This is a genomic window from Nocardioides sp. J9 (assembly GCF_007829375.1).
Lineage (GTDB): Bacteria > Actinomycetota > Actinomycetes > Propionibacteriales > Nocardioidaceae > Nocardioides.
This window is the reverse complement of the sequence record NZ_VLJQ01000116.1, coordinates 1-22,280: the sequence shown is the minus strand read 5'-3', so window position 1 is coordinate 22,280 and position 22,280 is coordinate 1. Positions and strand designations below refer to the sequence as shown.

Genomic DNA, 22,280 nt, shown 5'->3' with positions numbered 1-22,280 from the left:
CTGCGCCCGCCACAGCCCGCCAGGAGGCCCGGAGGTTTCGAGGCTCCTCGCTAGCGCTCGTCACACCTCAACCACCGGGAGACCGCCCTCGACAGCCGACGCGCTCGCGCCATCAGCACCGCGAGGATCGCGCGGATCAGCGCAGGTCGGGGTGCACTTGGACCTCGCAGAGCACGACGCCGTCGACCTCGACCTCGGCGACCGTGGGGTACTTCGGCCACGGGTCGCGGCGCCAGTTCATCAGGGTGTAGATCCCGAAGTCCGGCTGGCCCTCCTCGAGGATCGTCAGCTCCTTCGGCAGGTGCTCGCGGACCTGGCCGTCGACGCCCCAGCGGTTCTGGACGGTCGCGGTCTTTTGGGAGGTGTAGTCGCGCCAGTTCTCGGCGAGCCAGAGGGCGGCGTCACGGCTGCAGGCGGCCCAGTAGTCGGTCTCGAACTCGGTGTGCTGCTTCGCGAAGCCCCCGGTGGCGTCGTTGAAGTACATGTACTCGTAGGGGTAGATCCGCGCGACACCCACGAGGACCTGGGCCTGCGCGGCAACCGCGACGAGGACGGCGCCACCGGCGGCCCACGCCCGCCACGGCACGACGCGACCCGTCGGCGCCCGGCGCAGCAGCGCGCCGACACCCACGACGAGGGCGTAGGCGGCCAGCAGCAGCATCGGCGGCACCACGAAGATGAAGTGGCGCAGCGCGTTGTAGAGCGTGGGGTCGAGGACGACCAGCACGAGCACCGGGAAGACGAAGGCACCGAGCAGCGCGACGTCGGCGGCCGTCCCCCGGCGGCGCGCCAGGTCGGCCACGACCAGCACCGTGCCGGCGACGGCCAGCACGACGGAGAGCCACGGCGAGCCCTGCCACAGCCACGTGGGGACGTAGTCCCACGGCAGCTCCATGGCCTCGACCATCTCGCCCTTGTAGAGGATCGGGTCGTCCCACGGGTACTTCGACATCGACGAGATCGCGTCGGGCAGGCCGGTGACCGGGTTGAGGAAGATGAACGGCCAGACCGCCAGGATCGTCAGGTACGACGCCACGCCGATCACCAGCGTGCCCAGCGCGACGCGCCGCAGCCCGGCGGTGTCGCGGGCCCGCAGCAGGAGCCACAGCAGCGCCATCACACCGACCACCGGCACCCACAGCAGCGCGATCACGCGGATCGAGACGGCGATGCCGAAGACCACGCCGAGGGCGACGAGCGGGCCGGCCGGGAACCGGTCCGGGTGCTCCTCCCAGCGCCTCGCCAGCAGGAGGGTCAGCCACAGCACCGCCAGCATCGCGACCGCGAGGGTGTGGTCCTTCGAGTTGGTCATCATCCCGCCGGTCCAGCGGGGATAGAGCGCCAGCGCGAGGGCCGCCGCGAGCGCGAACCACCACTCACCCTGGTCCCCGACCCGTCGCGAACGGCGGGCGACCTCGAGGGCGCACAGCGCCATGAGGGCCACGCCGAGGATCCCGGTGAACCCGCAGACGAGCGAGCGCACCAGCCACGGGTCTGCGTCGAACAGGCGTCCGGCGCTGGACTGCACGAACGCCACGACCGTCTCGAAGACCGGCCCGTGCTGGGGCAGCTGCATCTTCTCCGGGTAGTCGAGGAAGCTCGTGTCGCTGCCCAGGCTCAGGTACCAGTCGAGGACACGGTGGCCGTAGTCGTCCTGCAACGGCTCGTCGTAGGTACGCCCGTGGACGTCGGCCTGGGTGAGCACGAAACCGACGAGCAGGAGCAGCAGCAGGCCCAGGAGCGTCTGGGGGGAACGACGCAGCACCACGCGAGGATAGGGGTCCCGGACCGCGCGGTCGGGGAACTTCGACGAGTTGCCGAATACGTCACACCGTGACAGGTGGGGCATGCGTGCGGCGCAGCTCTACCGTGCGCACCCCCACGCACCAGCCGACGACCGGCGCGGCCAGCGGCAGGACCGTCAGCAGGGCGACGTGGCCGAGGTGGTAGCCGACCGGGCGCAGCACGGGTAGGAGCAGCGCCCACGGCAACGCGAGGCACACCACGAGCACTGGCAGCGCCACGCCCCACGGCAGGTCCCACCCGAGCACGACCGGGTCGAGCGCACGCAGCACGGTGACCACCGCCCACACGATGCCGGCTCCGGCCGCAGCGCCGAGGACGCCGCCCGCGAGGCGCTCGCCGAGCCCGTGTCCCATCTCCTGAGTCGCCCGCACGTGGCCCCACCCTCCCACGACAGGACGGTGGGGCCACGTGCCGTGCTCCCTACGGTGCTCCTCAGACCGCGGCCGGCGACTCCTGCGCGGCCCGCAGCTGCAGGGCGATGTCGATGAGCTGGTCCTCCTGGCCACCGATGAGCTTGCGCTTGCCGGCCTCCAGCAGGATCTGGGCGCCGGAGACGCCGTACCGCTCGGCGGCGTTGCCGGCGTGCTTGAGGAAGCTGGAGTAGACGCCTGCGTAGCCCATCATCAGGGTCATCCGGTCGAGGCGGCACTCCTCGGGCATGGCCGGGCGGATGACGTCCTCGGAGGCGTCGACGATCTTGAGGAAGTCCACGCCGGTGGTCCAGCCGAGCTTGTCGCAGACGCCGATGAAGGCCTCGAGCGGCGTGTTGCCGGCGCCGGCGCCGAAGCGGCGGACCGAACCGTCGATCTGGGTGGCGCCGGCACGTGCGGCGATGACGGTGTTGGCGACGCCGAGGCCGAGGTTCTCGTGGCCGTGGAAGCCGACGTCGGCCTGGCCGCCGATCTCGGCGACCACGGCGGAGACGCGGTCGGCGGTCTGCTCCATGATCAGCGCGCCGGCGGAGTCGACGACGTAGACGCACTGGCAGCCGGCGTCGACCATGATCCGGGCCTGCTTGGCGAGGACCTCGGGCGACTGGGTGTGGCTCATCATCAGGAAGCCGACGGTCTCGAGGCCGAGCTCGCGGGCCAGGCCGAAGTGCTGGATCGAGACGTCGGCCTCGGTGCAGTGAGTTGCGATCCGGCAGATCTGGCCGCCGTTGTCCTGCGCGGCACGGATGTCGTCCTTGGTGCCGACGCCGGGGAGCATCAGGAACGCGATCTTCGCGCGCTTCGCGGTCTCCGCGGCGATCTTGATGAGCTCCTGCTCCGGTGTGCGGGAGAAGCCGTAGTTGAAGCTGCTGCCGCCGAGCCCGTCGCCGTGGGTCACCTCGATGACGGGGATGCCGGACTCGTCGAGGGAGCGGACGATGTCCTCGACCTCCCGGGCCGTGAACTGGTGGCGCTTGTGGTGCGAGCCGTCGCGCAGGCAGGTGTCGGTGAGGCGCAGGTCGATCGTGCCGAACGGCTCGTCGCCGTGGGTGCCGGACCAGGTGCGCTGCAGGGTGTTGACGTCGGTCATCTCGGGCTCCGTATCAGTTCTGGGCGAGGATCGAGCGGGCGATGTTCTCGCCGACCTGCGCTGCGGCGGCGGTCATGATGTCGAGGTTGCCGGAGTACGGCGGCAGGTAGTCACCAGCGCCCTCGACCTCGACGAAGATCGAGACCCGGCGCATGCCGCGGGTGAAGTCGGAGGGACCGTCGAACTGGGGCTCCTGCAGCAGCCGGTAGCCGGGGACGTACTCCTGCACGGCCTTCTCCATCGCGTGCACCGACTCGGCGATGGCGTCGGTGTCGGCGTCCGGGTCGACGGCGCAGAAGATCGTGTCGCGCATGATCATCGGCGGCTCGGCCGGGTTGAGGATGATGATCGCCTTGCCCTGGGCGGCGCCGCCGATCGACTCGACACCCGCGGCGGTGGTGCGGGTGAACTCGTCGATGTTGGCTCGGGTGCCGGGGCCGGCGCTGACGGAGGAGACGGAGGCGACGATCTCGGCGTAGGAGACTCCCCCGCTCTCCTGCGTGGCGCGGGAGACGGCGTTGACCATCGGGATGGTGGCCTGACCGCCGCAGGTGATCATGTTGACGTTGAGCGCACCCACGTGCTCGAGGCCGTTGACCGGCGGGATGACCGCGGGGCCCACGGCGGCCGGGGTCAGGTCGATCGCGCGAATCCCGGCCTCGGCGTAGCGGGGCGCGTACTCGCGGTGCACGTAGGCCGACGTGGCCTCGAAGAGCAGGTCGGGCAGCTCGTCCTGCTTGAGCAGCCAGTCGACGCCCTCGTGGCTGACGTCGAGGCCCTTGTCGGAGGCGATCCGCAGGCCCTCGCTGGACGGGTCGACGCCGATCATCCAGCGCGGCTCGACGACGTCCGAGCGCAGCAGCTTGAACAGCAGGTCGGTGCCGATGTTGCCGGGGCCGACGATGGCGGCCGTCAGCTTCCTGGTCGTGGTCATGCGGGTCACTCCTCGAACTGGACGGTCAGCGGAGCGAAGCCGCTGATGGACGCCGTCACCCGGTCCCCCGGGGCGAACGGCACGAAGGGGCCCAGGGCCCCGGACAGGATCAGGTGGCCCGCGCGCAGCGGGTCGCCGAAGCGGGTGGCCTGCACGGCCAGCCAGCGCAGCGCCTCGAGCGGGTCGCCGAGGCAGGCGGCGCCGGTGCCGGTGGAGCGCTCCTCGCTGTTGATGGTCAGCGACATGGTGACGTCGCGCGGCTCGAGCTCGCTGAGCGGGCGGCCGTCGCGACCGACGACGAACAGCCCGCTGGAGGCGTTGTCGGCGACCGTGTCGGTGAACCCGATGTCCCAGCCCTCGATCCGCGAGTCCACGATCTCGAGGGCCGGCAGGGCGACCTCGACGGCGTCGCGGACCAGGTCGATCGTGATCTCGTCCTCGGGCACGTCGATGTCACGGGCGAGCACGAACGCCACCTCGGCCTCGACCCGCGGCTGCACCAGCGTGCGCATGGAGATCGGCGTGCCGTCGACCCCGCTGCTGACGTCCATGTCGGAGAGCAGGTAGCCGAAGTCGGGCTGGTCGACGCCCAGCTGCTGCTGCACCGCCTCGGAGGTCGCGCCGATCTTGCGGCCGACGACGGTGACGCCCCCGTCGAGGCGGGCCTGCACCAGTCCCTGCTGGACGGCGTACGCCGCCGGGAGGTCGTCGGTGCCGATCAGGTCGCGCACGGCGGAGCACGGCACGCGGGTCGCCTGGGCGGTCGCGAGGCGCTCGACGGCGGCGGCGATCGCGGCTGGTTCGATCGTCGGGGAGGAGGTCACGCGGCCATACTAGAACCTGTTACAGTTTTTCGCATGAAGGAGTCGTACGACGTCGTCGTGGTCGGTGCCGGCGGCGCCGGCATGGCCGCCGCCCTCGCCGCTGCCCACCGGGGCCTCGACACCGTGGTCGTGGAGAAGAGTGCCTACTTCGGCGGCTCCACCGCCCGCTCCGGCGGCGGCGTCTGGATCCCCGGCAACTACGCACTGAAGGCGGCCGGGCAGACCGACCCGGACGACCTGGACCGGGCCAGGACCTACCTCGACGCCATCGTCGGCGACGTCGTGCCCAAGGTCCGCCGCGACACCTACCTCGAGCGCGGGCCCGAGGTGCTCGACTTCATCCGCGAGAAGACGCCGCTCGAGTTCACCTGGGTCCCGGAGTACGCCGACTACCTGCCCGAGCAGCCCGGCGGGCGCCCGCGCGGCCGCAGCGTCGAGCCCGAGCCGATGGACGCCCGCTTCCTCGGCGACGAGCTCGACCGGCTGCACCCGGCCTACACCAAGGCGCCGGCGAACCTGATCGTGATGCAGCGCGACTACCGCAAGATCAGCCTCGGCATGCGGACCATCAAGGGCCCGCTGACGATGCTCAAGGTCATGCTCAAGCGCGTGCTGGCGCTGGTGCTCGGCCGGAAGATGTACGCGATGGGCAACGCCATCGCGATCGGCCTGCGCAAGGGCCTCGTCGACGCCGGCGTGCCGGTCGAGTACGAGACGCCGCTGCAGGACCTCCTCGTCGAGGACGGCCGCGTGGTCGGGGTCGTGGTGGAGCACGACGGGCAGCGCCGGGAGATCCGTGCCCGCCGCGGCGTGATCCTCGGCTCCGGCGGCTTCGAGCACAACCAGGAGCTGCGCGAGAAGTTCCTGCCCCAGCCCACCTCGACCGAGTGGTCGACCGGCTCGTCGTCCAACACCGGCGGCGGCCTGCTGGCCGGCACCGCAGCCGGCGCGGCCACCGACCTGCTCGACGACGCCTGGTGGGGACCGACCATCCCGCTCCCGGGCCGCGCCTGGTTCTGCCTCGCCGAGCGCAACCTGCCCGGCTCGATCATGGTCAACGCCGCCGGCAAGCGCTACATGAACGAGGCGCTGCCCTACGTCGAGGCGACCCACGAGATGTACAAGGGCGAGGCGACCGGCGTGAGCCACGTGCCGTCGTACCTCGTCTTCGACCAGACCTACCGCAACCGCTACCTCTTCGCCGGCCTCGCCGGGCGCCAGCCCTTCCCGGGCCGCTGGTACAAGGAGGGCGTCGTCACCCGCGCCGACTCGCTGGCCGAGCTGGCCGGCAAGCTCGGGCTGCCCGAGGGCTCGCTGGAGGCGACCGTCGAGCGGTTCAACGGCTTCGCCCGCAGCGGTGTCGACGAGGACTTCCACCGCGGCGAGAGCGCCTACGACAAGTACTACTCCGACCCGACCGTGAAGCCGAACTGCTCGCTGGCCCCGATCGAGAAGGGCCCGTTCTACGCGGTGAAGATCGTCGCCGGTGACCTCGGCACCAAGGGCGGGCTCGTCACCGACGAGCGTGCGCGGGTGCTGCGCGAGGACGGCAGCGTGATCGAGGGCCTGTACGCCGCGGGCAACGTCTCGTCGGCCGTCATGGGCCACACCTACCCCGGCCCCGGCGGGACGATCGGTCCCGCGCTCGTGTTCGGCTACCTGGCCGCCGAGGACATCGCGAAGGAGAACGCCTGATGCCCATCGACCCGTCCATCGCGATCGGCGCCGACCTCGGCGCCCGGACCTTCAGCTGGACCGAGTCCGACGTGCTGCTCTACCACCTCGGCATCGGCGCCGGCTCACGTCCGGGCGACAACCTCTCCCCCGCCGCGCTGCGCTACACCCTCGACGACGCCGCCCTGCAGGTGCTGCCGTCCTTCGGCGTGGTCGCGCCGACCTTCCACGAGACGGACCCGCCGCCGCTCGACCTGCCGGGCTGCGACATCAACCTCGCCCAGGTCGTGCACGGCTCGCAGTCGATCTCGGTGTCCGGCCCGCTGCCGACGTCCGGCACCGCGACCATCCGCGCCACGCTCACCGACATCTGGGACAAGGGCAAGGCCGCCGTGATCTGGCAGGAGGGTGTCGCGACCTCCGACGCCACCGGCGAGGAGCTGTGGCGGGTGCGCTCGTCGATCTTCGTCAAGGGCGAGGGCGGCTGGGGCGGCGACCGCGGCTCGGCCACGCCGGTCGAGGTCCCCGACCGCGAGCCGGACCACGTGTCGTCGTACACCGTGACGCCGCAGCAGGCCCTGCTCTACCGCCTGTGCGGCGACCGCAACCCGCTGCACGCCGACCCCGACTTCGCCAAGGCCGCCGGCTTCCCGGCGCCGATCCTGCACGGGCTGTGCTCCTACGGCACCGTCCTGCGCGAGCTCACCGACGGCCTGCTCGGCGGCGACGCCTCCCAGGTCGGCGGCTTCACCGGCCGCTTCGCCGGGGTGGTCTTCCCGGGCGAGACGATCCGGGTCGCCGGCTGGCGCACCGACGCCGGCATCATCGGCTCCGCGACCATCGAGGGCGGCGACCGCGACGGCTCCCCCGTCCTCGCGGACTGCGTGCTCTCGCCGGCCTGATCCGCAGGCTGGTCAGTCCAGGCCGGCCGTGAGCCGGCGCAGCAGCGCGCGCAGCTGCGCGGCCTCCTCCGCGGAGATGCCGAGCAGCTCGCCGACGCGGCAGTGCACGTCACCGAAGCGGGCGTGCAGCGCGCGACCGGCGTCGGTCAGCGCGACGACAACGGCGCGCTCGTCGTCCGCGCTGCGCCGACGGGTGACGAGCCCGTCGCGTTCCAGGCGCCGCAGCAGCGGCGACAGCGTGGCGTGGTCGAGGCGCAGCTCGCGCCCGACGTCCTTGATCAGCACGTCCTCGCGCGCCCCGAGCACCACCAGGACGAGGTACTGCGGGTAGGTCAGGCCGAGCTCGGCCAGGACCGGGCGGTAGGCCGCCGTCACCTGGCGCGAGGCGGCGTACAGGTCGAAGCAGAGCAGGTCGTCCAGGACGGGCGCGGCGAGGGACGAATTCCTCATGCTTGGAATATACCTCGTGGGCGATTAACTTGTGCACTAGGCAATCGCACGTCTCCCCCAACGAGAGGATCCACCCATGCCCACACGCACCGGACGTACCGCCTGGAACGGCGGCCTGCAGGACGGCACCGGCCAGGTCGAGCTGACCTCCTCGGGCGCCGGCACCTTCGACGTGTCCTTCCCCAAGCGCGCCGCCGACGCCGCCGACGGCACGACCAGCCCCGAGGAGCTCATCGCGGCCGCGCACTCGTCCTGCTACGCGATGGCGCTGTCCAACGAGATCGCCCAGGCCAGCGGCACCCCCGTCGCGCTCGACGTCTCCGCCGACGTGAGCCTCGGCCCGGACCCCGCCGGCGGCTTCCAGCTGACCGGCATCAAGCTCACCGTGCGCGCCGAGGTCGAGGGCCTCGACGACGAAGGTTTCCAGGCCGCCGCCGGCGCCGCGAAGGCCGGCTGCCCGGTCAGCAAGGCGCTCGCCGCCGTGCCGATCACGCTGGACGCGGCGCTGGAGGGCTGAGCCAGCTGCAGGAATCCCCGCCTGGCCGGGGATTCCTGCGGTTGTCGGCCGTTGCAACGGCCACTAACCGCAAGTTTCCGTCGACAAGTCCACGGTGTCGCCCACCCGGATCGACCCGCCTTCGAGCACGCGGAACACGGTCCCGGCACGGCGCCGCAGCGCCTCCTGCGCCCCGGCGCCGATCGTGTCGTCGAGGAGCTTGCAGGGTGCGGCCACCCGCACCGCCTCGAGCAGCACGTCGCCGACGCGGATCCGCGCCCCCGGCTCCCGGGGTACGACGCCGTGGCTGATCGTCAGGTTGCGGCGGGTCAGACCCGAGGGCACCGGGCGCCCGTAGGCCGTCGCCGCCTCGTCGAGCGACTCCCGGCTCTGCACGGTGACGTGGCGGTGCCGGGTGCCGTGGTAACGGTCCCCCACGATGCCGCGACCGGCCTCGACCTCGACCGCCTCCTTCGCCTGCATCGGCAGGCGGGTTGCCTTGGCGACGTGGATCGACTCCACCACCGGCGTCGCTGCCTCAACCTGCACGCGACAACACTAGGGTGGCGGGCATGCTCGAGGTCCGCCTGCCCTCGCCCGTCGGCGCGCTGCGGTCCCCGTGGCCCTATGCCGCCGTGCTGGTCGGCACCCTGCTCGTGGTCGGCCCGCTCGCCGCGCTGGCCAGCCAGGGCCTCGACTCCCTCGACCGGCTCGACGCGCTGATGATCGTGCTGGCCGGGGTGGTCATGGCCGGCTGGGGCCTGCGCGAGCTCGGCCGGCCGACGTCGCTGCTGCGGCACGACTCCGTCCTGCGCCTCGACGAGTCGGGCGTGGCGGTGCACACCGGTGGGGCGCGCGACGGCGGCTGGGCGCACGTCGCGTGGCCGGACCTGATGATGGTCGAGGTGGCCTGGTGGGAGATCGTCCCGCCCTACGTCGAGGAGCCCGAGCACCTGCCGGTGCTGCGCTTCGTCACCAGCTTCGATGCGGTGATCCGGGCGCAGCCGACCGAGCTGTCGCAGCGCCTGGGCCACTCCTTCTCGATCACGCCGGAGGAGGCGTCGCTCGTCGCGATCCTCGACGGGCGGATCGGCGAGAAGCCGCTGGCGCAGGTGCGGCAGTGGCTCGCCGAGCACCAGCCGGAGCTGCCGGTCGACGTCGGCCGGCGCCCCGAGCTCTAGCCCGGCCGCGGGACCTACGCCCGCGCCGCCTCGGCCTTCCCGCGCAGCGCCGCGACCATCGCGTCGGGGTCCTCGGCCGAGTAGACGGCCGAGCCGGCCACGAAGACGTCGGCGCCGGCCTCGGCGCACCGCTCGATGGTCTCCAGCGAGACGCCGCCGTCGACCTGGAGCCAGGTCTCGACGCCGTGCTTGTCCATCAGCGCCCGGGCGCGGCGGATCTTCGGCAGGCACAGGTCCAGGAACTTCTGGCCGCCGAAGCCGGGCTCGACGGTCATGATCAGCACCATGTCGAGCTCGGGCAGCAGGTCCTCGTAGGGCTCGATCGGCGTGGCCGGCTTGAGCGCCATCGACGCCCGCGCCCCCGCGGCGCGGATCTCGCGCGCCAGCCGCACCGGCGCCTTCGCGGCCTCGACGTGGAAGGTGACCGACCCGCACCCCGCCTCGACGTACGCCGGCGCGTTGCGGTCGGCGTCCTCTATCATCAGGTGCGCGTCCAGCGGGACCGGGCTGACCCGGGCGAGCGCCTCGACCATCGTCGGGCCGAAGGTCAGGTTCGGCACGAAGTGGTTGTCCATGACGTCCACGTGCACCCAGTCGGCGCCCGGGATCCGGGCCACCTCCTCGCCCAGCCGGGCGAAGTCGGAGTTGAGGATCGACGGCGTGATCTGGATGTGGCCCACGGGCGACCAGTCTAGGAGCGGTGGCCCGCGTTGCCCGATCCGGTTCCGGTGATCAGGAATTTCCCCTCCGGACCGGCTCGGGCTGGTCGATCATGGGGGCAGGGAACCAAGGGCGTGTCCCCGACGGGAGGTCATCCGATGGCCATGATGAACAGCGAGGCCCGCAAGCGGTGCCTCGAGATCCGTGACGCGGCGGAGGACCCGCGCGAGGTGGCCGGCAGGCTTGCCGACGCGTGGGACCTCGAGGCAGCCCGCGAGGAGGCTGCCGGCAACGGCTTCGCGGCCGTGATCCTGCACAAGCAGGCGCGCGAGCTGCGCGAGGCGTTGCGCCTCCGGCTCAGCGCCTGAGCGCCTCCCCGATCGCAGCGACGCCCTGCGCCACCTCGGCGAAGGACGTCGACAGCGGTGACAGGCCGATCCGCAGCCCGTCGGGGTTGCGGAAGTCCGGCAGCACGTCGCGCTCCCACAGCGCCGCGGTGACCTCGCGCATGCGCGGGTGGGCCAGCGTGACGTGGCCGCCCCGCAGCGCCGGGTCGCGCGGCGAGACGACCTCGACCTCCGGCAGGTCGCGGTCCACCAGGTCCAGCGCGTACGACGTGAGGGCGACCGACTTCGCCCGCACGGCGGCGATCCCGACCTCCTCGAGCAGGCCGACCATGTCCTCGAGGGCGACCATCCCCAGCACCGGCGGGGTCCCGCTGATCACCTGCCGGATGTCCGGGGCGGGCTCGTAGGCGGGGCCCATCGCGAACGGGTCCGCCGCGCCCATCCAGCCCTGCACCGGCTGGCGGAACGCCCCGGCCTCGAGGTGTCGGCGGGCGACGAAGCCGAACGCCGGGGAGCCGGGGCCACCGTTGAGGTACTTGTAGGTGCAGCCGACGGCGAGGTCGACCTGCCACGCGTCGAGCTCGACCTCCACCGCCCCGCTGGAGTGGCACAGGTCGACGAGGATCCAGGCGCCCGCGTCGTGCGTGATCCGGGTGAGCGCCTCCACGTCGGCCATCCAGCCGGACTTGTAGGCGACGTGGCTGACCACGACCAGCGCGGTGGCGGAACCGACCTCGGCCGCGAGCGCCTCGGGCGTCACTCCCCCGACCGGGTCGACGTCGAGCCAGCGGATGGTGAGCCCGCACTCGTGCGCGACGCCCTCGACGACGTACCGGTCCGTGGGGAAGTTGTCGCGGTCGATGACCACCTCGGTCCGGCCGGGGTGGGCGGCGACGGCGGCGCGGACCAGCTTGTAGAGCAGCACGGTCGTGGAGTCGGCGACGGCGGTCTGGCCGGGGCCCGCGCCCAGCGCGACCGCGGCGAGCCGGTCCCCCAGGGCCAGCGGCAGCTCGAACCACCGCTCGTCCCACCCGCGGATCAGCCGGCCGCCCCACTCGCCGGTGACGAAGCCGGAGATCCGCTCCGCCGTCGAGCGCAACGGTCGGCCCAGGGAGTTCCCGTCGAGGTAGACCAGCGGCGTCTCCGCCCCGACGAAGCGGTCGCGGTGGGCGGCGAGCGGATCGGCGGCGTCGAGGGGCGCGGGGTCGAGGTTCACCGGGCGAACCTATCGGGAGGCGATGTCCTCACATCCGCTGGTTCACGGGTTTTTGCCGAACCTCCTCGTAACCACGCAGGTCCCACCCCTGTTCGGGGGTCAACGCCTTCTCGGGAAGCACGGGTCGCCGAGCCCTCCATCGGCAGCTCACAGGGAAAGGCATCACCATGCGCCGCATGAACAAGAAGAAGGCCGCCGTCGTCGGCGGCACCGTCGCCGTCCTCGTCACCGGTGGCGTGGCCTTCGCGTACTGGACCAGCACCGGCACCGGCACCGGGTCGGCCGAGGTCGGCACGTCCCTCGACTGGACGGTCGAGATCGACGCCGTCTCCGGCACCCTCGCGCCGGGCAGCGGGCCGGTCGAGGTGGACTTCCACGTGACCAACGAGAGCGACGGCGTCCAGAACCTGCAGGGTGCGGTCGCCACCGTCGTGGACACCTCGGACCCCGGGTGCACCGCTGCGGACTTCGCCATCAGCAACACCTCGGTCACCACCGGTGACGTCGCCTCGAGCGGCACGGTCGACGGCACGTTCGAGCTCGAGATGCTCAACCGCGCGGTGAACCAGGACGCCTGCAAGGGCGCCACGGTCAACCTCCAGGTCTCGGTCAACTGACGCTGTCGAGCACGAGGAGCTGAGTCGACGTGGCCGGGACCACCGGGATCCGCAAGCACACCGGGCGCCTGCGCCTGCTGGTGCTGCTGCTCGCTGCGCTCCTGGCCACGTCGCTCGGCGCCAGTGCCCTCAAGCCGACCGCGACCACGGTCGGTGCGAACCTCGGGATCAGCGTCGACCGCTCCTCGATCGGCATCACCCTCGGCTCCCAGGCGCTGGTCGCGGTCACGGTGAGCCAGCCGGGCTCGCTGCTCGGGCCGGTCCACCTCTCGGTGTCCGGCGTCCCGGCGGGCGCGAACGTGACGATCCTGCCGAACCCCGTCGTCAACGGGATCCCGGCGGTCGTCGCGGTGCAGACCAGCGGCGCGACGCCGGTCGGCAACCACCTCCTGCGGATCACCGCCACCAGTGGTGAGCAGTCGGCCTCGGTCACGGTGCAGCTCACCATCTCCCTGGCGACCGGCTTCACCATGGCCATGTCGCCACCAGCCGCGACGGTGGKCGRCGGCCAGTCGACCACCTTCACCCTCGACGTCAACCGCGGCCTCCTCGCCGGCCCGATCGGACTCTCCGTGACCGGCGTCCCGCAGCACGCGACCGCGACCGTCTCCCCGTCGCTGTCCCTGCTCGGCAGCACGGCGACGGTGAAGATCAGCACCGCCACCAACGTCGTGCCGGGCACCTACCTGATCACCGTGAAGGGCCAGGCCCTCCTGTCGTCGGCCACCGCGTCGGCGTACCTCACCGTCGTGCCGCGGACCTTCGACGACTTCCCGATCTCCGGCACGCCGGACCGCGCCCTCGCCCCGGGCAGCGCGCCCGCGGCCATCGACCTCGCGCTGACGAACCCGTTCGGCTCCCCGATGACCGTCACCGGGCTCGGTGTCGACGTGACCGGCACGGACAAGGCCGGCTGCACCGTCGACAGCTACGCGGTCGACGCGTACGACGGACCGCTGCCCCTCGTCGTGCCGGCGGGCTCGACGCGGACGCTGTCCTCTCTGGGGGTCCCGCGAGCCCAGTGGCCGGCGGTGCGGATGCTGAACCTGCCCACCAACCAGGACGCCTGCAAGGGCGCCGTCGTCCAGCTCGCCTACAGCGGCGCCGGGAACGGGGCGTGAGCTGATGTTGCACTACTCCACCACCTCACGCCGTCGGGCTCCCCGCCCGCCCCGCCACCGCGGCCGCGGCCGTGTGGCCCGCCTGCTGCGCCGTGCCGGCGCCCCGGGCGCTGCCGCCCTCGCCCTCGGCACCGCCCTGAGCGTCGGCGGCGTCGCGGCGGCGTACTTCACCGGCACCGGCACGGGCACCGGCACCGCCAGCGTCGGCACCCTCGAGGCGCCGACCGCGATCGCGGCCGGTTCGACCGCGGGCACCGGCGAGGTCGAGGTCTCCTGGACCGCACCCGCCAGCGGCGCCACCCCCGACGGCTACCGCGTGCAGCGCGTCCCCGGCGACGGCCCGGCCGTCGACGCGTGCGGGACGTCGGCCAGCACCACCGTCCCGACGACCTCCTGCACCGACGACGCCGTGCCCGTGGGCACGTGGACCTACGTCGTCGTCGCGGTGCACGCGTCGTGGACGGCCACCTCCGCGCCCAGCGAGCCGGTCACGGTCGGCCAGGCGTCGCAGGCGATCACCTTCACCTCATCCCCCGGCTCCCCCGCCTACGGCAGCGCGGACTACACCGTCACCGCCACCGGCGGCGCGTCCGGCAACCCGGTCACCTTCGCCACGACCACCCCCGCGGTCTGCACCAGCGCGGGCACGAACGGCGCGACCATCAGCTTCGTCGGTGCCGGCACCTGCACGATCACCGCCGACCAGGCCGGCGACACCTACCACTCGGCCGCGGCGCAGGCGACCCAGACGTTCACCGTCGCCAAGGACACCCAGGTCGTCACCTTCTCCCCGGCCGCCACGGCCGACGCCGGCACGACCGCCACGCTCAGCGCGACGGCCAGCAGCGGCCTCACCACCATCACGTTCTCCACCTCCAGCCCGGCCACGGTCTGCACCGTCACCGGCACCCAGGTCTCCTACGTCGGCGTCGGCACCTGTGTGCTCACCGCGACCCAGCCCGGCGACGCCAACCACGCCCCGGCCAGCACCAGCGTCGGCGTGACCGTCCAGGCGGTCCAGACCGACACCGAGCCCCCGGTCATCGTGAGCGTCCAGCCCGCAAGCGGCGCCAGCGGCAGCTGGACCGGCATGGGGTGCAGCGTCAGCGGCAGTGCAGCCCGCATCTGCGTCGTCGCCACCGACGACGTCGAGGTCGCATCGGTGAGGATCACGCTGACGAAATCCAACGGCCGTTGCTGGACGGGCTCGACCTTCGACAACGCAACCTGTCCCGAGCTGGACCTGCAGCGTTCCGGCAGCACCTGGGAGTCGGGGGCCGCTCTCACGTGGCAGAACGGCAACGGACAGCCGAACTTCACCAGCGGGACCTACACCCTGGTGGTGACCGTCACTGACACGGCCGGCAGGACGACGACGCAGACGACCACCTTCAGCATCAACGGCTCCTGAGCCTCGTCTCCGCCTCTCCAGAAGCGGGAGCCACTTCCCCTGTCCACGGATGGACACATCATGATGGTCCGGACATGTAGGGGGTGTACCCCAGCGAAGGAGACACCCCCATGGACCTCGACGACCTGCTCGACCGTTCCGCACCGTCCGTGACCCCGCCGAGCGCCGAGCTCGAGAACGACCTCGGTGCGATGGTCCGGGCCAGCGCCCCGCGCGGCCCCGGCCGCCGCCCGATCCGCGTGCTGGTCGGGACCGGCGTAACGGCCGGGCTGCTCGGCCTGGGAGCGGTGGGCGCTGCGGCGGCCATCAACGGCGGAGTCCCGTGGTTCACCAGCACCGGTTCCGGCGAGAGCTGTGAGCTGGAGTTCGACGTACGGCCGGTGGGCCCGGAGGGCGCTGCCAGCGGGGAGCTTGCAGCCGTCATGGCGGGCCGGACCGCGTGGCCCAGCCTCGAGGAGCAGCAGGAGGTCGCCGTTGCGGCGCGCGACTACCTGGCCGCCTACGACTTCGACGCCGTCGACCGCGAGGCAGCGGTGCAGGACGCCGACGCAGCCCAGCGTCGGGTCCGCGCCGAGGCAGCACCGGAGGAGGCCCAGCAGCTCCTGACCGGTGACGACCTGGAGATGCACGCCGTCTCCCGGAAGGTCGTCGCCGACCTCACCGCGCACCTCGAGTCCCGGGGCATGGACCCGCACGTCATCGTCAGCACCGTCGGCAGCACGGGCGGGTGCGCGGAGTGAGCGCGGACTCCCTCCGCGTCGCACTGGAGGCGACGTCGGCCGACCTCCTCGCCTACTTCGAGCGTCGGGTCCTCGTCCGCGAGGACGCGGCCGACCTCCTCGCCGAGGTCATGCTGCAGGCGTGGCGCCGCGTCGACTCCCTCCCCGTGGAACCGCACCGGCGCCGGATGTGGCTGTTCACCATCGCGGCCCACGTCCTGGCGAACCAGCGCCGCGGGTCGCGCCGCCGCGCGGCGCTGGCGGACCGGGTCCGTCACTACCTGGCAGCCTCCCACGCGCCGGACCACGCGGAAGCCATCGCCGTCCAGGCCGCCGTCCGGGACCTGGCGGCGGCCCACCGCGAGCTGGTCATGCTGGTCCACTGGGACGGTCTCACCCTGGCCGAGGCAGCCGAGCTCCTCGGCCTGAACCCGTCCACGGCCCGCAGCCGCTACTCCGCGGCCCGGGAGGCACTGCGAGCCGCACTCGTCGACACGCACGAGGTCGCCGGGACCGGGTGACGTCGGGTCCCGGTTGCGCTCCTGGCTGGTGAGTCGGGCCCTGTCGCGCGGCGGGCGGTACGTCCAGGACATCCGACGGCGAAAGACCCGCACTCACCACGGCACGGTCGGGCGCGCTCCATAGCGGCGACCACTTCCGGCCCATGCCCAGCGAGGGCATCTGCGGCTGAATCACGGACCGTGGTGCGTCATTCGCCTACGCTCGGGGAGTGACTCCGCCTGCCGCTCGACCTGCTCTGGCCGGGTCGGTTTCCATCGCCTTCTGGGTCGGCGGCGGCGCGATCGGAGCCGGCGTTGCTGCTGCCGTCAGTGCCCCGTGGCCGGTGTGGGTGGTCCTCGTTCTCGCGGGGTACGCGATCGGCTACATCGCGGCCCGTCAGATTCTCCGGATGCTCTTCGTTCGTTGGGCGCAGCCTGCGGACTGTTGAAGGACGATGCGCTCACCGCGGCATGGTCGCGCGTCCTCGGCACCCTGTCGGCCCACTCCGTAGCCAGGGGCATTGACCACTTCCCCCACGGGCTGCGGATGCTCGGACCTACGCTTCGATCGAGATGTCTCGACCGGCTCTTGGGACCGCGTCCCTCCTCGCTCTTCTCGCGTTGACTGCCTGCGGAACCGACGACAGCAGCGACTCCGCTGACCAGCGGGCTGGCGTCGACAAGAGCCCGCTCTCGACTGCATACGAAGAGTGCGCCCCGACACTTCAGGCTTCGATGCAGGACGACTTCGCCGAGGACGCCCCGAAGATCGAGCAGGTGATGCGCCTCGAGGACGAAGGCGAGAGCTTGATCGTGTCCACGCCTGAGCCCGGTGGAGAGATCGCGTCGTCTCTCGCCTACATCGCCGCGGGATGTGTTCTGGAGAAGACGAACGCGCCGGCCACCGTCTCGGCGCAGATGACGTCGACCACGGCAATGGCGAGCAGTGTAGACGCGGAGTGGGATGACATTCAGGCCACGTGGACCTACGCGGCTGGGATCGAAGGCAGTTTCAGCGCGACGTTCGCTTTCACGGGCTGATTCGGACCGCAGCCGCCGCTCGCCGTCGACACCCCGGCTGCTCGACGCGCCTTCGTCCCGACAGCGGCTACTTGTTTCATTGACCTCAGGACCGGTGCCTGGCGAGGCTCGGTCCAGGCGCCCGGTCCGTCGCTCTGATTGCGGCTGCCCACGCTGTCCCGAGGTGGACCCGTGTGGTTCTCACATGGCATGCGCGGGCCGGGTGTCGCCAGGGTCGCGAGAGGCTCAAGAGGGGTCTGCCCAGCTCGAAGTAGCGGTGCCCTCCCGACTCGATACCAGTGATGGAGCGAGCATCGGAGGCAGCAAGTGAACGAGACGAGCAACCGCGTTGTGATCGGGATGGATCCGCACAAGCGGTCGGTCACGATCGAGGTCATGACCACTGATGAGACCGTGATCGGTGGCGACCGATTCGGCACCGATGAGGCCGGTCTCGCCGACTTGAGGCGTTACGTCAGCCAGTTGCGGCCGCGTGTGGAGGACCGGGTCTGGGCGATCGAGGGCTGCAACGGAATCGGTCACCACGTCGCTGTGCGTCTCCTCGCAGCCGGCGAGGAAGTGGTCGATGTCCCGCCGAAGCTCTCGGCACGGATGCGGGTCTTCGCGACCGGCCAGGGCCGCAAGACCGACGCGACCGACGCCCACTCCGTGGCGCTGGTCGACACCCGGATCGCCGGGCTGCGTCCGGTCGTCAACGACGAGCAGTTGGCGGTGCTGCGGGTCCTGGTCGACCGACGCCGTTCGCTGGGCGAGGACCACACCCGGATGACGTCGCAGGTGCACCAACTGTTGCTGGAGCTGATCCCTGGCGGGGCCAAGCGTGACCTGTCGGCCGCGCAGGCCAAGAAGCTCGTCGCTGGCGTGCGTCCCCGCGACGCCGCCGGCAAGATCCGCCGCCGGGTGGCAGCTGAGCTGGTCGGCGACCTCGAACGGGTCTATGCCCGCAAGAAGGCGGCCGACAAGGAACTCACCGAGCTCCTGACCGCGACCGACACCAGCCTGATGGACCTGCCGGGCATCGGACCGACCGGAGCGGCCCGACTGCTGGTCGAGGTCGGTGACATCACCCGTTTCCCCGACCGTGGACACTTCGCGTCCTGGAACGGCACCGCACCCATCGATGCCTCTTCCGGCGACCATGTCCGCCACCGGTTGTCGCGGGCCGGGAACCGGCAGATCAACCGAATCCTGCACACCATGGCCGTCGTGCAACTGCGCAACCCCGGCCTGGGGCGTGACTACTACGACCGCAAGCAGGCCGACGGAAAGTCATCGATGGAAGCGATGCGCTGCCTGAAGCGATCGCCTGTCCGACATCGTGTTCCGCACCATGCTCGACGACGCCCTCAGCCAGACCACGAGCGGGAAGGAGACGGGCCCGGGAGGACAACGGGGAAACGTCTCTGACTCCAGCGCGACCGGCTCACATCCCCACACCGGCTCTTCGGATCAGTCACTTCCCGGACCCGCCACCAACCAGCCTAGAACAACCCTCCCGGCTGCTTCTTGACACAGAGGGGAGCCATGGTCGGGCGCTCCGCCAGATGCTCCTCGGGCGAACAGCCAGCCGCTACGCTCACCGCCATGCGGGGTGCCGAGGAGTCGCTTAGTGACCAGATCCGTCTCATGGAGGAGCGCCTCCACGTCATGGACGCCTTAGCGCGAGCGCTTGCCGAACCGCGAAAAGTGCTGGAGCTGATTCTCGACGCACCCAACGTTGAGGCCGCACAGTCTGCGCTCCGGCAGGCGTTCGGTTTCGACGCAACCCAGGCCAGTGCCGTCACGGACATGCAGTTCCGCCGCGCCGCGACCAACCAGCGGAAGGCGATCGAACACGAGCGAGACGAGATCGCCTCTGCGGTGGCGCGAATGCGGCAGGGTATCTAGCATCCTCGGGCCCTGGCTGTGCGATACGTGACCGCGCAGCGGCATGAGCGGGCTCGCACGCTATGCCCTCAGCGCGGCATGGTCGGACAGTTCAGGACCGCAAGACTTCGTCTCGGATCCGCACCTCGGGAAGCACCTGAATGCGGGTGCGACCCGTCCACCCAGTGATCCCGTACTCCACAACGACCTCCCGAACCGCGTCCTGACTGAGGACCGTCAGAAGCGTCACCATCTCGCGAAAGAGGTCGGCCACGATGCTGCCGCCGCGTTGGTGGCGGACCCTAACGCTGTCGTCGGTGAGGTCCCAGGAAATGCGCACCTCCTCAGAGTCAGCGACCGGCACGACCAGTTCCCGGACGAAATCATCGCCGGAGGACTCCTCTACGCGCGGCGTGAGGCCAAGCGCAGCCAGCCACGCCTGTTCGTCCGCCACGTGAAGTTTGGGCATTTCTGCACCCTAGAGGACCGATCCGGACCATCCGCTCATCGGCATGAGCGTGCAACAGGTCGGCTGGCTCCGGGTCCCGATCACTCAGGCAGGTCGTCCCGGTCCGCCCACTCCAGGAGCGGGGTGAGGTCGAAGACGTGGTCGTCGATGTCGTGGTGCAGGTCGCCTAGCTCGGCGAAGCGGGCGGGGACGGTGCGGATGGTGAAGTCGCGGGGGTCGGCGTCGTCGACCTCGTCCCAGCGGATCGGCGTCGACACCCGGGCGTCCGGCAGGCCGCGCACGGAGTAGGCGGCCGCGATGGTGTGGTCCCTGGCGTTCTGGTTGTAGTCGACGAAGACGGCCGCAGGGTCGCGGTCCTTCTTCCACCACTCGGTGGTGACCAGGTCGGGCGCGCGTCGCTCGACCTCGCGGGCGAAGGCGAGCGCGGCGCGGCGGACGCCCTTGTGGTCGTGCTCGGGCTTCACCCGCACGTAGACGTGGAGGCCCTTGCTGCCGCTGGTCTTCGGGTAGCCGACGGCACCGAGCTCGTCGAGGACCTCGTGCACGACGTGCGCGGTCCTCCGGACGTCGTCGTACGACGACTCCGGGCCCGGGTCGAGGTCGATGCGCCACTCGTCGGGCATCTCGGTGGCACCGCGGCGGCTGTTCCAGGGGTGGAACTCGACGGTCGACATCTGCACCGCCCAGATGACCGAGGCCAGCTCGGTCACGCAGAGCTCGTCGGCGGTGCGCTTCCACCGCGGGAAGAACAGCTCGACCGTCTCGACCCAGTCGGGGGCGCCGGAGGGGAGCCGCTTCTGGTGCACCTTGTCGCCGTCGAGCCCCTTCGGGAAGCGGTGCAGCATGCACGGCCGCTCGTAGAGGGCGTTGACGATGCCGTCGCCGACGGCGAGGTAGTACTCGACCAGGTCGAGCTTGGTCGCCCCGATCTCCGGGAAGTAGACGCGGTCGGGGTTGCTGACCCGGACGACGCGGCTCTCGACCTCGATCTCCACCGACGGGGACGCCATGGGGCGACACTAGTCGGGCCGGACCACGTGTCACGCGATGACGACCCCGGAGCGTCGAATGGGTGTGAAGGACAGCAGCACGAGCCAGCAGGCCGCGGAGTTCACCGCGTTCGTGCGGGAGACGGGCACGCAGCTCCACCGGGCGGCGATGCTCCTCACCGGGGACCACCACGCCACCGAGGACCTCACCCAGGCGGCGTACGCGAAGGTGTTCGTCCACTGGCGCAAGGTACGACGCACGGAGAACCCGCTCGCGTACACCCGCACCGTCCTGCTCAACACCTTCCTGTCCCACCGCAGGCCGCGCCGCAGTGCGGAGGTCCCGGCGGAGGTCACACCGCCGGACACCGGCCACGAGCCCGACCCGGGGCAACGGGTCGACCTCCTCGCCGCGTTGCGCACCCTGGCGCCGGTCGACCGGGCCGTCGTGGTCCACCGCTACTGGGAGGACCGCAGCGTCGCGGAGACCGCGACCGACCTCGGGCTGACCGAGGCGGTCGTCCGCACCCGGGCCCGCCGCGCGCTGCAGCGCCTGCGCCCGCTCGTCGACATCCCCGAGAGGACCCTCCCGTGAGCACGAACGACCTGCCCGACCTCGAGAACAGCCTCGAGAACAGCCTCGAGAACGGCCTCGACACCGGCCTCGACACCGGCCTCGAGACCGGCCTCGACACCCGCCTCGGCCCCGCGCTGCGGGACCGGATGGCCACCGAGCACCCCGACCTCGAGCACCTGGCCGCCGGGGCGCTGCGGCAGGGCCGGACGCAGCGACGCCGCCGCACGATCGGCGTCGCCGTCGGAGGCGTCGCGCTGGTCACGGCCGCCGGGCTCGGTGCCACTGCACTGGCCGCCGGAGCCACGCCGGACGCCGTCGACGAGACCCCCCGTCGCGTCCGGGCCGGAGGACGCGCCGACCACCGAGCTGACGGTCCGGCAGGTGCTCGACCTCGGTGAGGGGCTGAGCGCCACCATCGCCGCCGACGACAACGGCCTCTACCGGCTGGGGGCCAGCACCTCCCCCGGCCCCGGTCGCGGGTTCGTCGCGGTCGTCTCCGGACCCGTCGCCGCGCTGGACGCGTGGTGGGCCTCCGACGGCCTCGACCCGCTGCTGGAGGACTGGCCGGGGATCACCGTCGCGATCACCCAGACGGACGCCGGCGCGCTCGGCATGCTCGGCAAGGTCGACGAGGTCCCCGTGACGGTCGGCGCCGGATGGACCTGCGAGTGGTTCCTCGCCGACGACAGCGCCAGCTGCACCCGCACCGACGGCACCCTCGCCTCCCTGGTCGTCCGCGACGCCGCCGACCGCGACGCCTGGCTGGCCGACCCCGACAAGGGCGCCACGCCGGACGCCTGGGTCACCGAGGCACACGACGGCATCTTCATCTCCGTCCAGGCCGGCTCCAACGCCACTCCCGAGGACGTCGAGGAGCTCGGCCGCTCGCTCACCTGGGTCGACTGAGCACCACCATGCCGACGGCTGCCGCGCCCACCAGCGCGGCGGCCGGGGCCGCC

27 protein-coding genes are annotated in these 22,280 nt (G+C 71.6%); 16 read left to right on the top strand and 11 right to left on the bottom strand.

The annotated features are described in order from the left end of the window. Positions 1-136: 136 nt before the first annotated feature. The 5 genes from L615_RS19870 to L615_RS19850 form a co-directional block, all read right to left on the bottom strand. The gene (locus L615_RS19870) at positions 137-1,765 is read right to left on the bottom strand and encodes a hypothetical protein (protein WP_145726232.1); all 1,629 of its coding nucleotides are present in this window, start codon (positions 1,763-1,765) and stop codon (positions 137-139) included. A gap of 61 nt (positions 1,766-1,826) precedes the next feature. Continuing rightward, positions 1,827-2,159, bottom strand: a complete 333-nt coding sequence (locus L615_RS19865; RefSeq protein ID WP_145726231.1) for a hypothetical protein — start codon at positions 2,157-2,159, stop codon at positions 1,827-1,829. A gap of 79 nt (positions 2,160-2,238) precedes the next feature. Then, on the bottom strand, positions 2,239-3,327 hold the full coding sequence (dmpG, locus tag L615_RS19860) for a 4-hydroxy-2-oxovalerate aldolase (RefSeq protein ID WP_084254872.1): 1,089 nt from the start codon (positions 3,325-3,327) through the stop codon (positions 2,239-2,241). A gap of 13 nt (positions 3,328-3,340) precedes the next feature. After that, a complete protein-coding gene (locus L615_RS19855; protein ID WP_028654139.1) occupies positions 3,341-4,261 on the bottom strand; it encodes an acetaldehyde dehydrogenase (acetylating) in 921 nt (306 codons plus the stop codon). A gap of 5 nt (positions 4,262-4,266) precedes the next feature. Beyond that, a complete protein-coding gene (locus L615_RS19850) occupies positions 4,267-5,085 on the bottom strand; it encodes a 2-keto-4-pentenoate hydratase (RefSeq protein WP_028654220.1) in 819 nt (272 codons plus the stop codon). Positions 5,086-5,118: 33 nt separating this feature from the next. On the opposite strand from L615_RS19850, the gene kstD reads away from it, so the two are divergent. Then, positions 5,119-6,780 carry a 3-oxosteroid 1-dehydrogenase gene (kstD, locus tag L615_RS19845; RefSeq protein ID WP_145726230.1) on the top strand — a complete coding sequence of 554 codons (1,662 nt, stop codon included), beginning with the start codon at positions 5,119-5,121 and terminating at the stop codon, positions 6,778-6,780. After that, positions 6,780-7,661, top strand: a complete 882-nt coding sequence (locus tag L615_RS19840) for a MaoC/PaaZ C-terminal domain-containing protein (RefSeq protein ID WP_145726229.1) — start codon at positions 6,780-6,782, stop codon at positions 7,659-7,661. Before kstD ends, L615_RS19840 begins: the two co-directional genes overlap by 1 nt. A 12-nt stretch (positions 7,662-7,673) precedes the next feature. Here L615_RS19840 and L615_RS19835 read toward each other — a convergent pair whose 3' ends face one another. Then, positions 7,674-8,111, bottom strand: a complete 438-nt coding sequence (locus L615_RS19835) for a MarR family winged helix-turn-helix transcriptional regulator (protein ID WP_145726228.1) — start codon at positions 8,109-8,111, stop codon at positions 7,674-7,676. A gap of 76 nt (positions 8,112-8,187) precedes the next feature. On the opposite strand from L615_RS19835, the gene L615_RS19830 reads away from it, so the two are divergent. Continuing rightward, complete coding sequence (locus L615_RS19830; protein ID WP_145726227.1) at positions 8,188-8,628, top strand: OsmC family peroxiredoxin; 441 nt, start codon at positions 8,188-8,190, stop codon at positions 8,626-8,628. 63 nt (positions 8,629-8,691) lie between these two features. Here the strand turns inward: L615_RS19830 and L615_RS19825 are convergent, their stop codons facing one another. Next, positions 8,692-9,156, bottom strand: a complete 465-nt coding sequence (locus L615_RS19825) for an MOSC domain-containing protein (RefSeq protein WP_222430632.1) — start codon at positions 9,154-9,156, stop codon at positions 8,692-8,694. Positions 9,157-9,179: 23 nt separating this feature from the next. Between L615_RS19825 and L615_RS19820 the strand changes: the two genes are divergently transcribed. After that, complete coding sequence (locus L615_RS19820; protein ID WP_145726226.1) at positions 9,180-9,788, top strand: hypothetical protein; 609 nt, start codon at positions 9,180-9,182, stop codon at positions 9,786-9,788. A 14-nt stretch (positions 9,789-9,802) separates the two neighbouring features. Here L615_RS19820 and rpe read toward each other — a convergent pair whose 3' ends face one another. After that, positions 9,803-10,468 (bottom strand): ribulose-phosphate 3-epimerase, encoded by a 666-nt coding sequence (rpe, locus tag L615_RS19815; protein WP_028654146.1) that lies wholly within the window; start codon positions 10,466-10,468, stop codon positions 9,803-9,805. 138 nt (positions 10,469-10,606) lie between these two features. Here rpe and L615_RS19810 point away from each other — a divergent pair, with 138 nt between their 5' ends. Continuing rightward, positions 10,607-10,816, top strand: a complete 210-nt coding sequence (locus L615_RS19810) for a hypothetical protein (protein ID WP_028654147.1) — start codon at positions 10,607-10,609, stop codon at positions 10,814-10,816. Here the strand turns inward: L615_RS19810 and L615_RS19805 are convergent. Continuing rightward, complete coding sequence (locus L615_RS19805) at positions 10,806-12,011, bottom strand: kynureninase (protein ID WP_145726225.1); 1,206 nt, start codon at positions 12,009-12,011, stop codon at positions 10,806-10,808. The genes L615_RS19810 and L615_RS19805 overlap by 11 nt on opposite strands. A 176-nt stretch (positions 12,012-12,187) precedes the next feature. Here L615_RS19805 and L615_RS19800 point away from each other — a divergent pair, with 176 nt between their 5' ends. From L615_RS19800 to L615_RS19765, 8 genes are all read left to right on the top strand, one after another. Beyond that, on the top strand, positions 12,188-12,628 hold the full coding sequence (locus L615_RS19800) for a hypothetical protein (RefSeq protein WP_145726224.1): 441 nt from the start codon (positions 12,188-12,190) through the stop codon (positions 12,626-12,628). Between the two features lie 29 nt (positions 12,629-12,657). Further along, complete coding sequence (locus tag L615_RS19795; RefSeq protein WP_145726223.1) at positions 12,658-13,749, top strand: hypothetical protein; 1,092 nt, start codon at positions 12,658-12,660, stop codon at positions 13,747-13,749. A gap of 4 nt (positions 13,750-13,753) precedes the next feature. Beyond that, entirely contained in the window at positions 13,754-15,160 is a 1,407-nt protein-coding gene (locus L615_RS19790) for a hypothetical protein (protein WP_145726222.1), read from the top strand. Positions 15,161-15,270: 110 nt separating this feature from the next. Continuing rightward, positions 15,271-15,900 (top strand): hypothetical protein, encoded by a 630-nt coding sequence (locus tag L615_RS19785; protein WP_028654151.1) that lies wholly within the window; start codon positions 15,271-15,273, stop codon positions 15,898-15,900. Next, positions 15,897-16,400, top strand: a complete 504-nt coding sequence (locus L615_RS19780) for an RNA polymerase sigma factor (protein WP_186449948.1) — start codon at positions 15,897-15,899, stop codon at positions 16,398-16,400. Before L615_RS19785 ends, L615_RS19780 begins: the two co-directional genes overlap by 4 nt. A gap of 714 nt (positions 16,401-17,114) precedes the next feature. Further along, positions 17,115-17,420: a hypothetical protein gene (locus L615_RS19775; protein ID WP_145726220.1), complete on the top strand. Its 306-nt coding sequence runs from the start codon at positions 17,115-17,117 to the stop codon at positions 17,418-17,420. 306 nt (positions 17,421-17,726) lie between these two features. Beyond that, positions 17,727-18,827, top strand: a complete 1,101-nt coding sequence (locus L615_RS19770; protein WP_222430631.1) for an IS110 family transposase — start codon at positions 17,727-17,729, stop codon at positions 18,825-18,827. A 177-nt stretch (positions 18,828-19,004) separates the two neighbouring features. Beyond that, on the top strand, positions 19,005-19,307 hold the full coding sequence (locus tag L615_RS19765) for a DNA gyrase subunit A (RefSeq protein ID WP_186449947.1): 303 nt from the start codon (positions 19,005-19,007) through the stop codon (positions 19,305-19,307). Positions 19,308-19,398: 91 nt separating this feature from the next. On the opposite strand, the gene L615_RS19760 is transcribed toward L615_RS19765, so the two are convergent. Both L615_RS19760 and ligD read right to left on the bottom strand, forming a co-directional pair. Beyond that, positions 19,399-19,755 (bottom strand): hypothetical protein, encoded by a 357-nt coding sequence (locus tag L615_RS19760; RefSeq protein WP_145726218.1) that lies wholly within the window; start codon positions 19,753-19,755, stop codon positions 19,399-19,401. A gap of 80 nt (positions 19,756-19,835) precedes the next feature. Continuing rightward, positions 19,836-20,765, bottom strand: coding sequence for a non-homologous end-joining DNA ligase (ligD, locus tag L615_RS19755; RefSeq protein ID WP_145726217.1), 930 nt, complete (start codon positions 20,763-20,765; stop codon positions 19,836-19,838). Between the two features lie 58 nt (positions 20,766-20,823). On the opposite strand from ligD, the gene L615_RS19750 reads away from it, so the two are divergent. Genes L615_RS19750 through L615_RS19740 form a run of 3 tightly spaced genes read left to right on the top strand, consistent with a single transcriptional unit; the run spans position 20,824 to position 22,227 of the window. Further along, complete coding sequence (locus L615_RS19750) at positions 20,824-21,339, top strand: SigE family RNA polymerase sigma factor (RefSeq protein ID WP_145726216.1); 516 nt, start codon at positions 20,824-20,826, stop codon at positions 21,337-21,339. Beyond that, a complete protein-coding gene (locus L615_RS19745) occupies positions 21,336-21,719 on the top strand; it encodes a hypothetical protein (protein ID WP_145726215.1) in 384 nt (127 codons plus the stop codon). Before L615_RS19750 ends, L615_RS19745 begins: the two co-directional genes overlap by 4 nt. Continuing rightward, complete coding sequence (locus L615_RS19740; RefSeq protein WP_145726214.1) at positions 21,703-22,227, top strand: hypothetical protein; 525 nt, start codon at positions 21,703-21,705, stop codon at positions 22,225-22,227. The genes L615_RS19745 and L615_RS19740 overlap by 17 nt, the downstream gene beginning before the upstream one ends. The last annotated feature ends 53 nt before the right edge of the window (positions 22,228-22,280 follow it).

Coding starts and splice junctions, on each gene's coding strand:
- L615_RS19790 (WP_145726222.1), top strand. CDS start 13,754: ATGTTGCACTACTCCACCACCTCACGCCGTCGGGCTCCCCGCCCGCCC.
- L615_RS19775 (WP_145726220.1), top strand. CDS start 17,115: ATGCAGGACGACTTCGCCGAGGACGCCCCGAAGATCGAGCAGGTGATG.
- L615_RS19865 (WP_145726231.1), bottom strand. CDS start 2,159: ATGGGACACGGGCTCGGCGAGCGCCTCGCGGGCGGCGTCCTCGGCGCT.
- L615_RS19750 (WP_145726216.1), top strand. CDS start 20,824: ATGGGTGTGAAGGACAGCAGCACGAGCCAGCAGGCCGCGGAGTTCACC.
- L615_RS19820 (WP_145726226.1), top strand. CDS start 9,180: ATGCTCGAGGTCCGCCTGCCCTCGCCCGTCGGCGCGCTGCGGTCCCCG.
- L615_RS19765 (WP_186449947.1), top strand. CDS start 19,005: ATGCGGGGTGCCGAGGAGTCGCTTAGTGACCAGATCCGTCTCATGGAG.
- dmpG (WP_084254872.1), bottom strand. CDS start 3,327: ATGACCGACGTCAACACCCTGCAGCGCACCTGGTCCGGCACCCACGGC.
- L615_RS19830 (WP_145726227.1), top strand. CDS start 8,188: ATGCCCACACGCACCGGACGTACCGCCTGGAACGGCGGCCTGCAGGAC.
- L615_RS19760 (WP_145726218.1), bottom strand. CDS start 19,755: ATGCCCAAACTTCACGTGGCGGACGAACAGGCGTGGCTGGCTGCGCTT.
- L615_RS19840 (WP_145726229.1), top strand. CDS start 6,780: ATGCCCATCGACCCGTCCATCGCGATCGGCGCCGACCTCGGCGCCCGG.
- L615_RS19800 (WP_145726224.1), top strand. CDS start 12,188: ATGAACAAGAAGAAGGCCGCCGTCGTCGGCGGCACCGTCGCCGTCCTC.
- L615_RS19855 (WP_028654139.1), bottom strand. CDS start 4,261: ATGACCACGACCAGGAAGCTGACGGCCGCCATCGTCGGCCCCGGCAAC.
- ligD (WP_145726217.1), bottom strand. CDS start 20,765: ATGGCGTCCCCGTCGGTGGAGATCGAGGTCGAGAGCCGCGTCGTCCGG.
- L615_RS19810 (WP_028654147.1), top strand. CDS start 10,607: ATGGCCATGATGAACAGCGAGGCCCGCAAGCGGTGCCTCGAGATCCGT.
- kstD (WP_145726230.1), top strand. CDS start 5,119: ATGAAGGAGTCGTACGACGTCGTCGTGGTCGGTGCCGGCGGCGCCGGC.
- L615_RS19835 (WP_145726228.1), bottom strand. CDS start 8,111: ATGAGGAATTCGTCCCTCGCCGCGCCCGTCCTGGACGACCTGCTCTGC.
- L615_RS19785 (WP_028654151.1), top strand. CDS start 15,271: ATGGACCTCGACGACCTGCTCGACCGTTCCGCACCGTCCGTGACCCCG.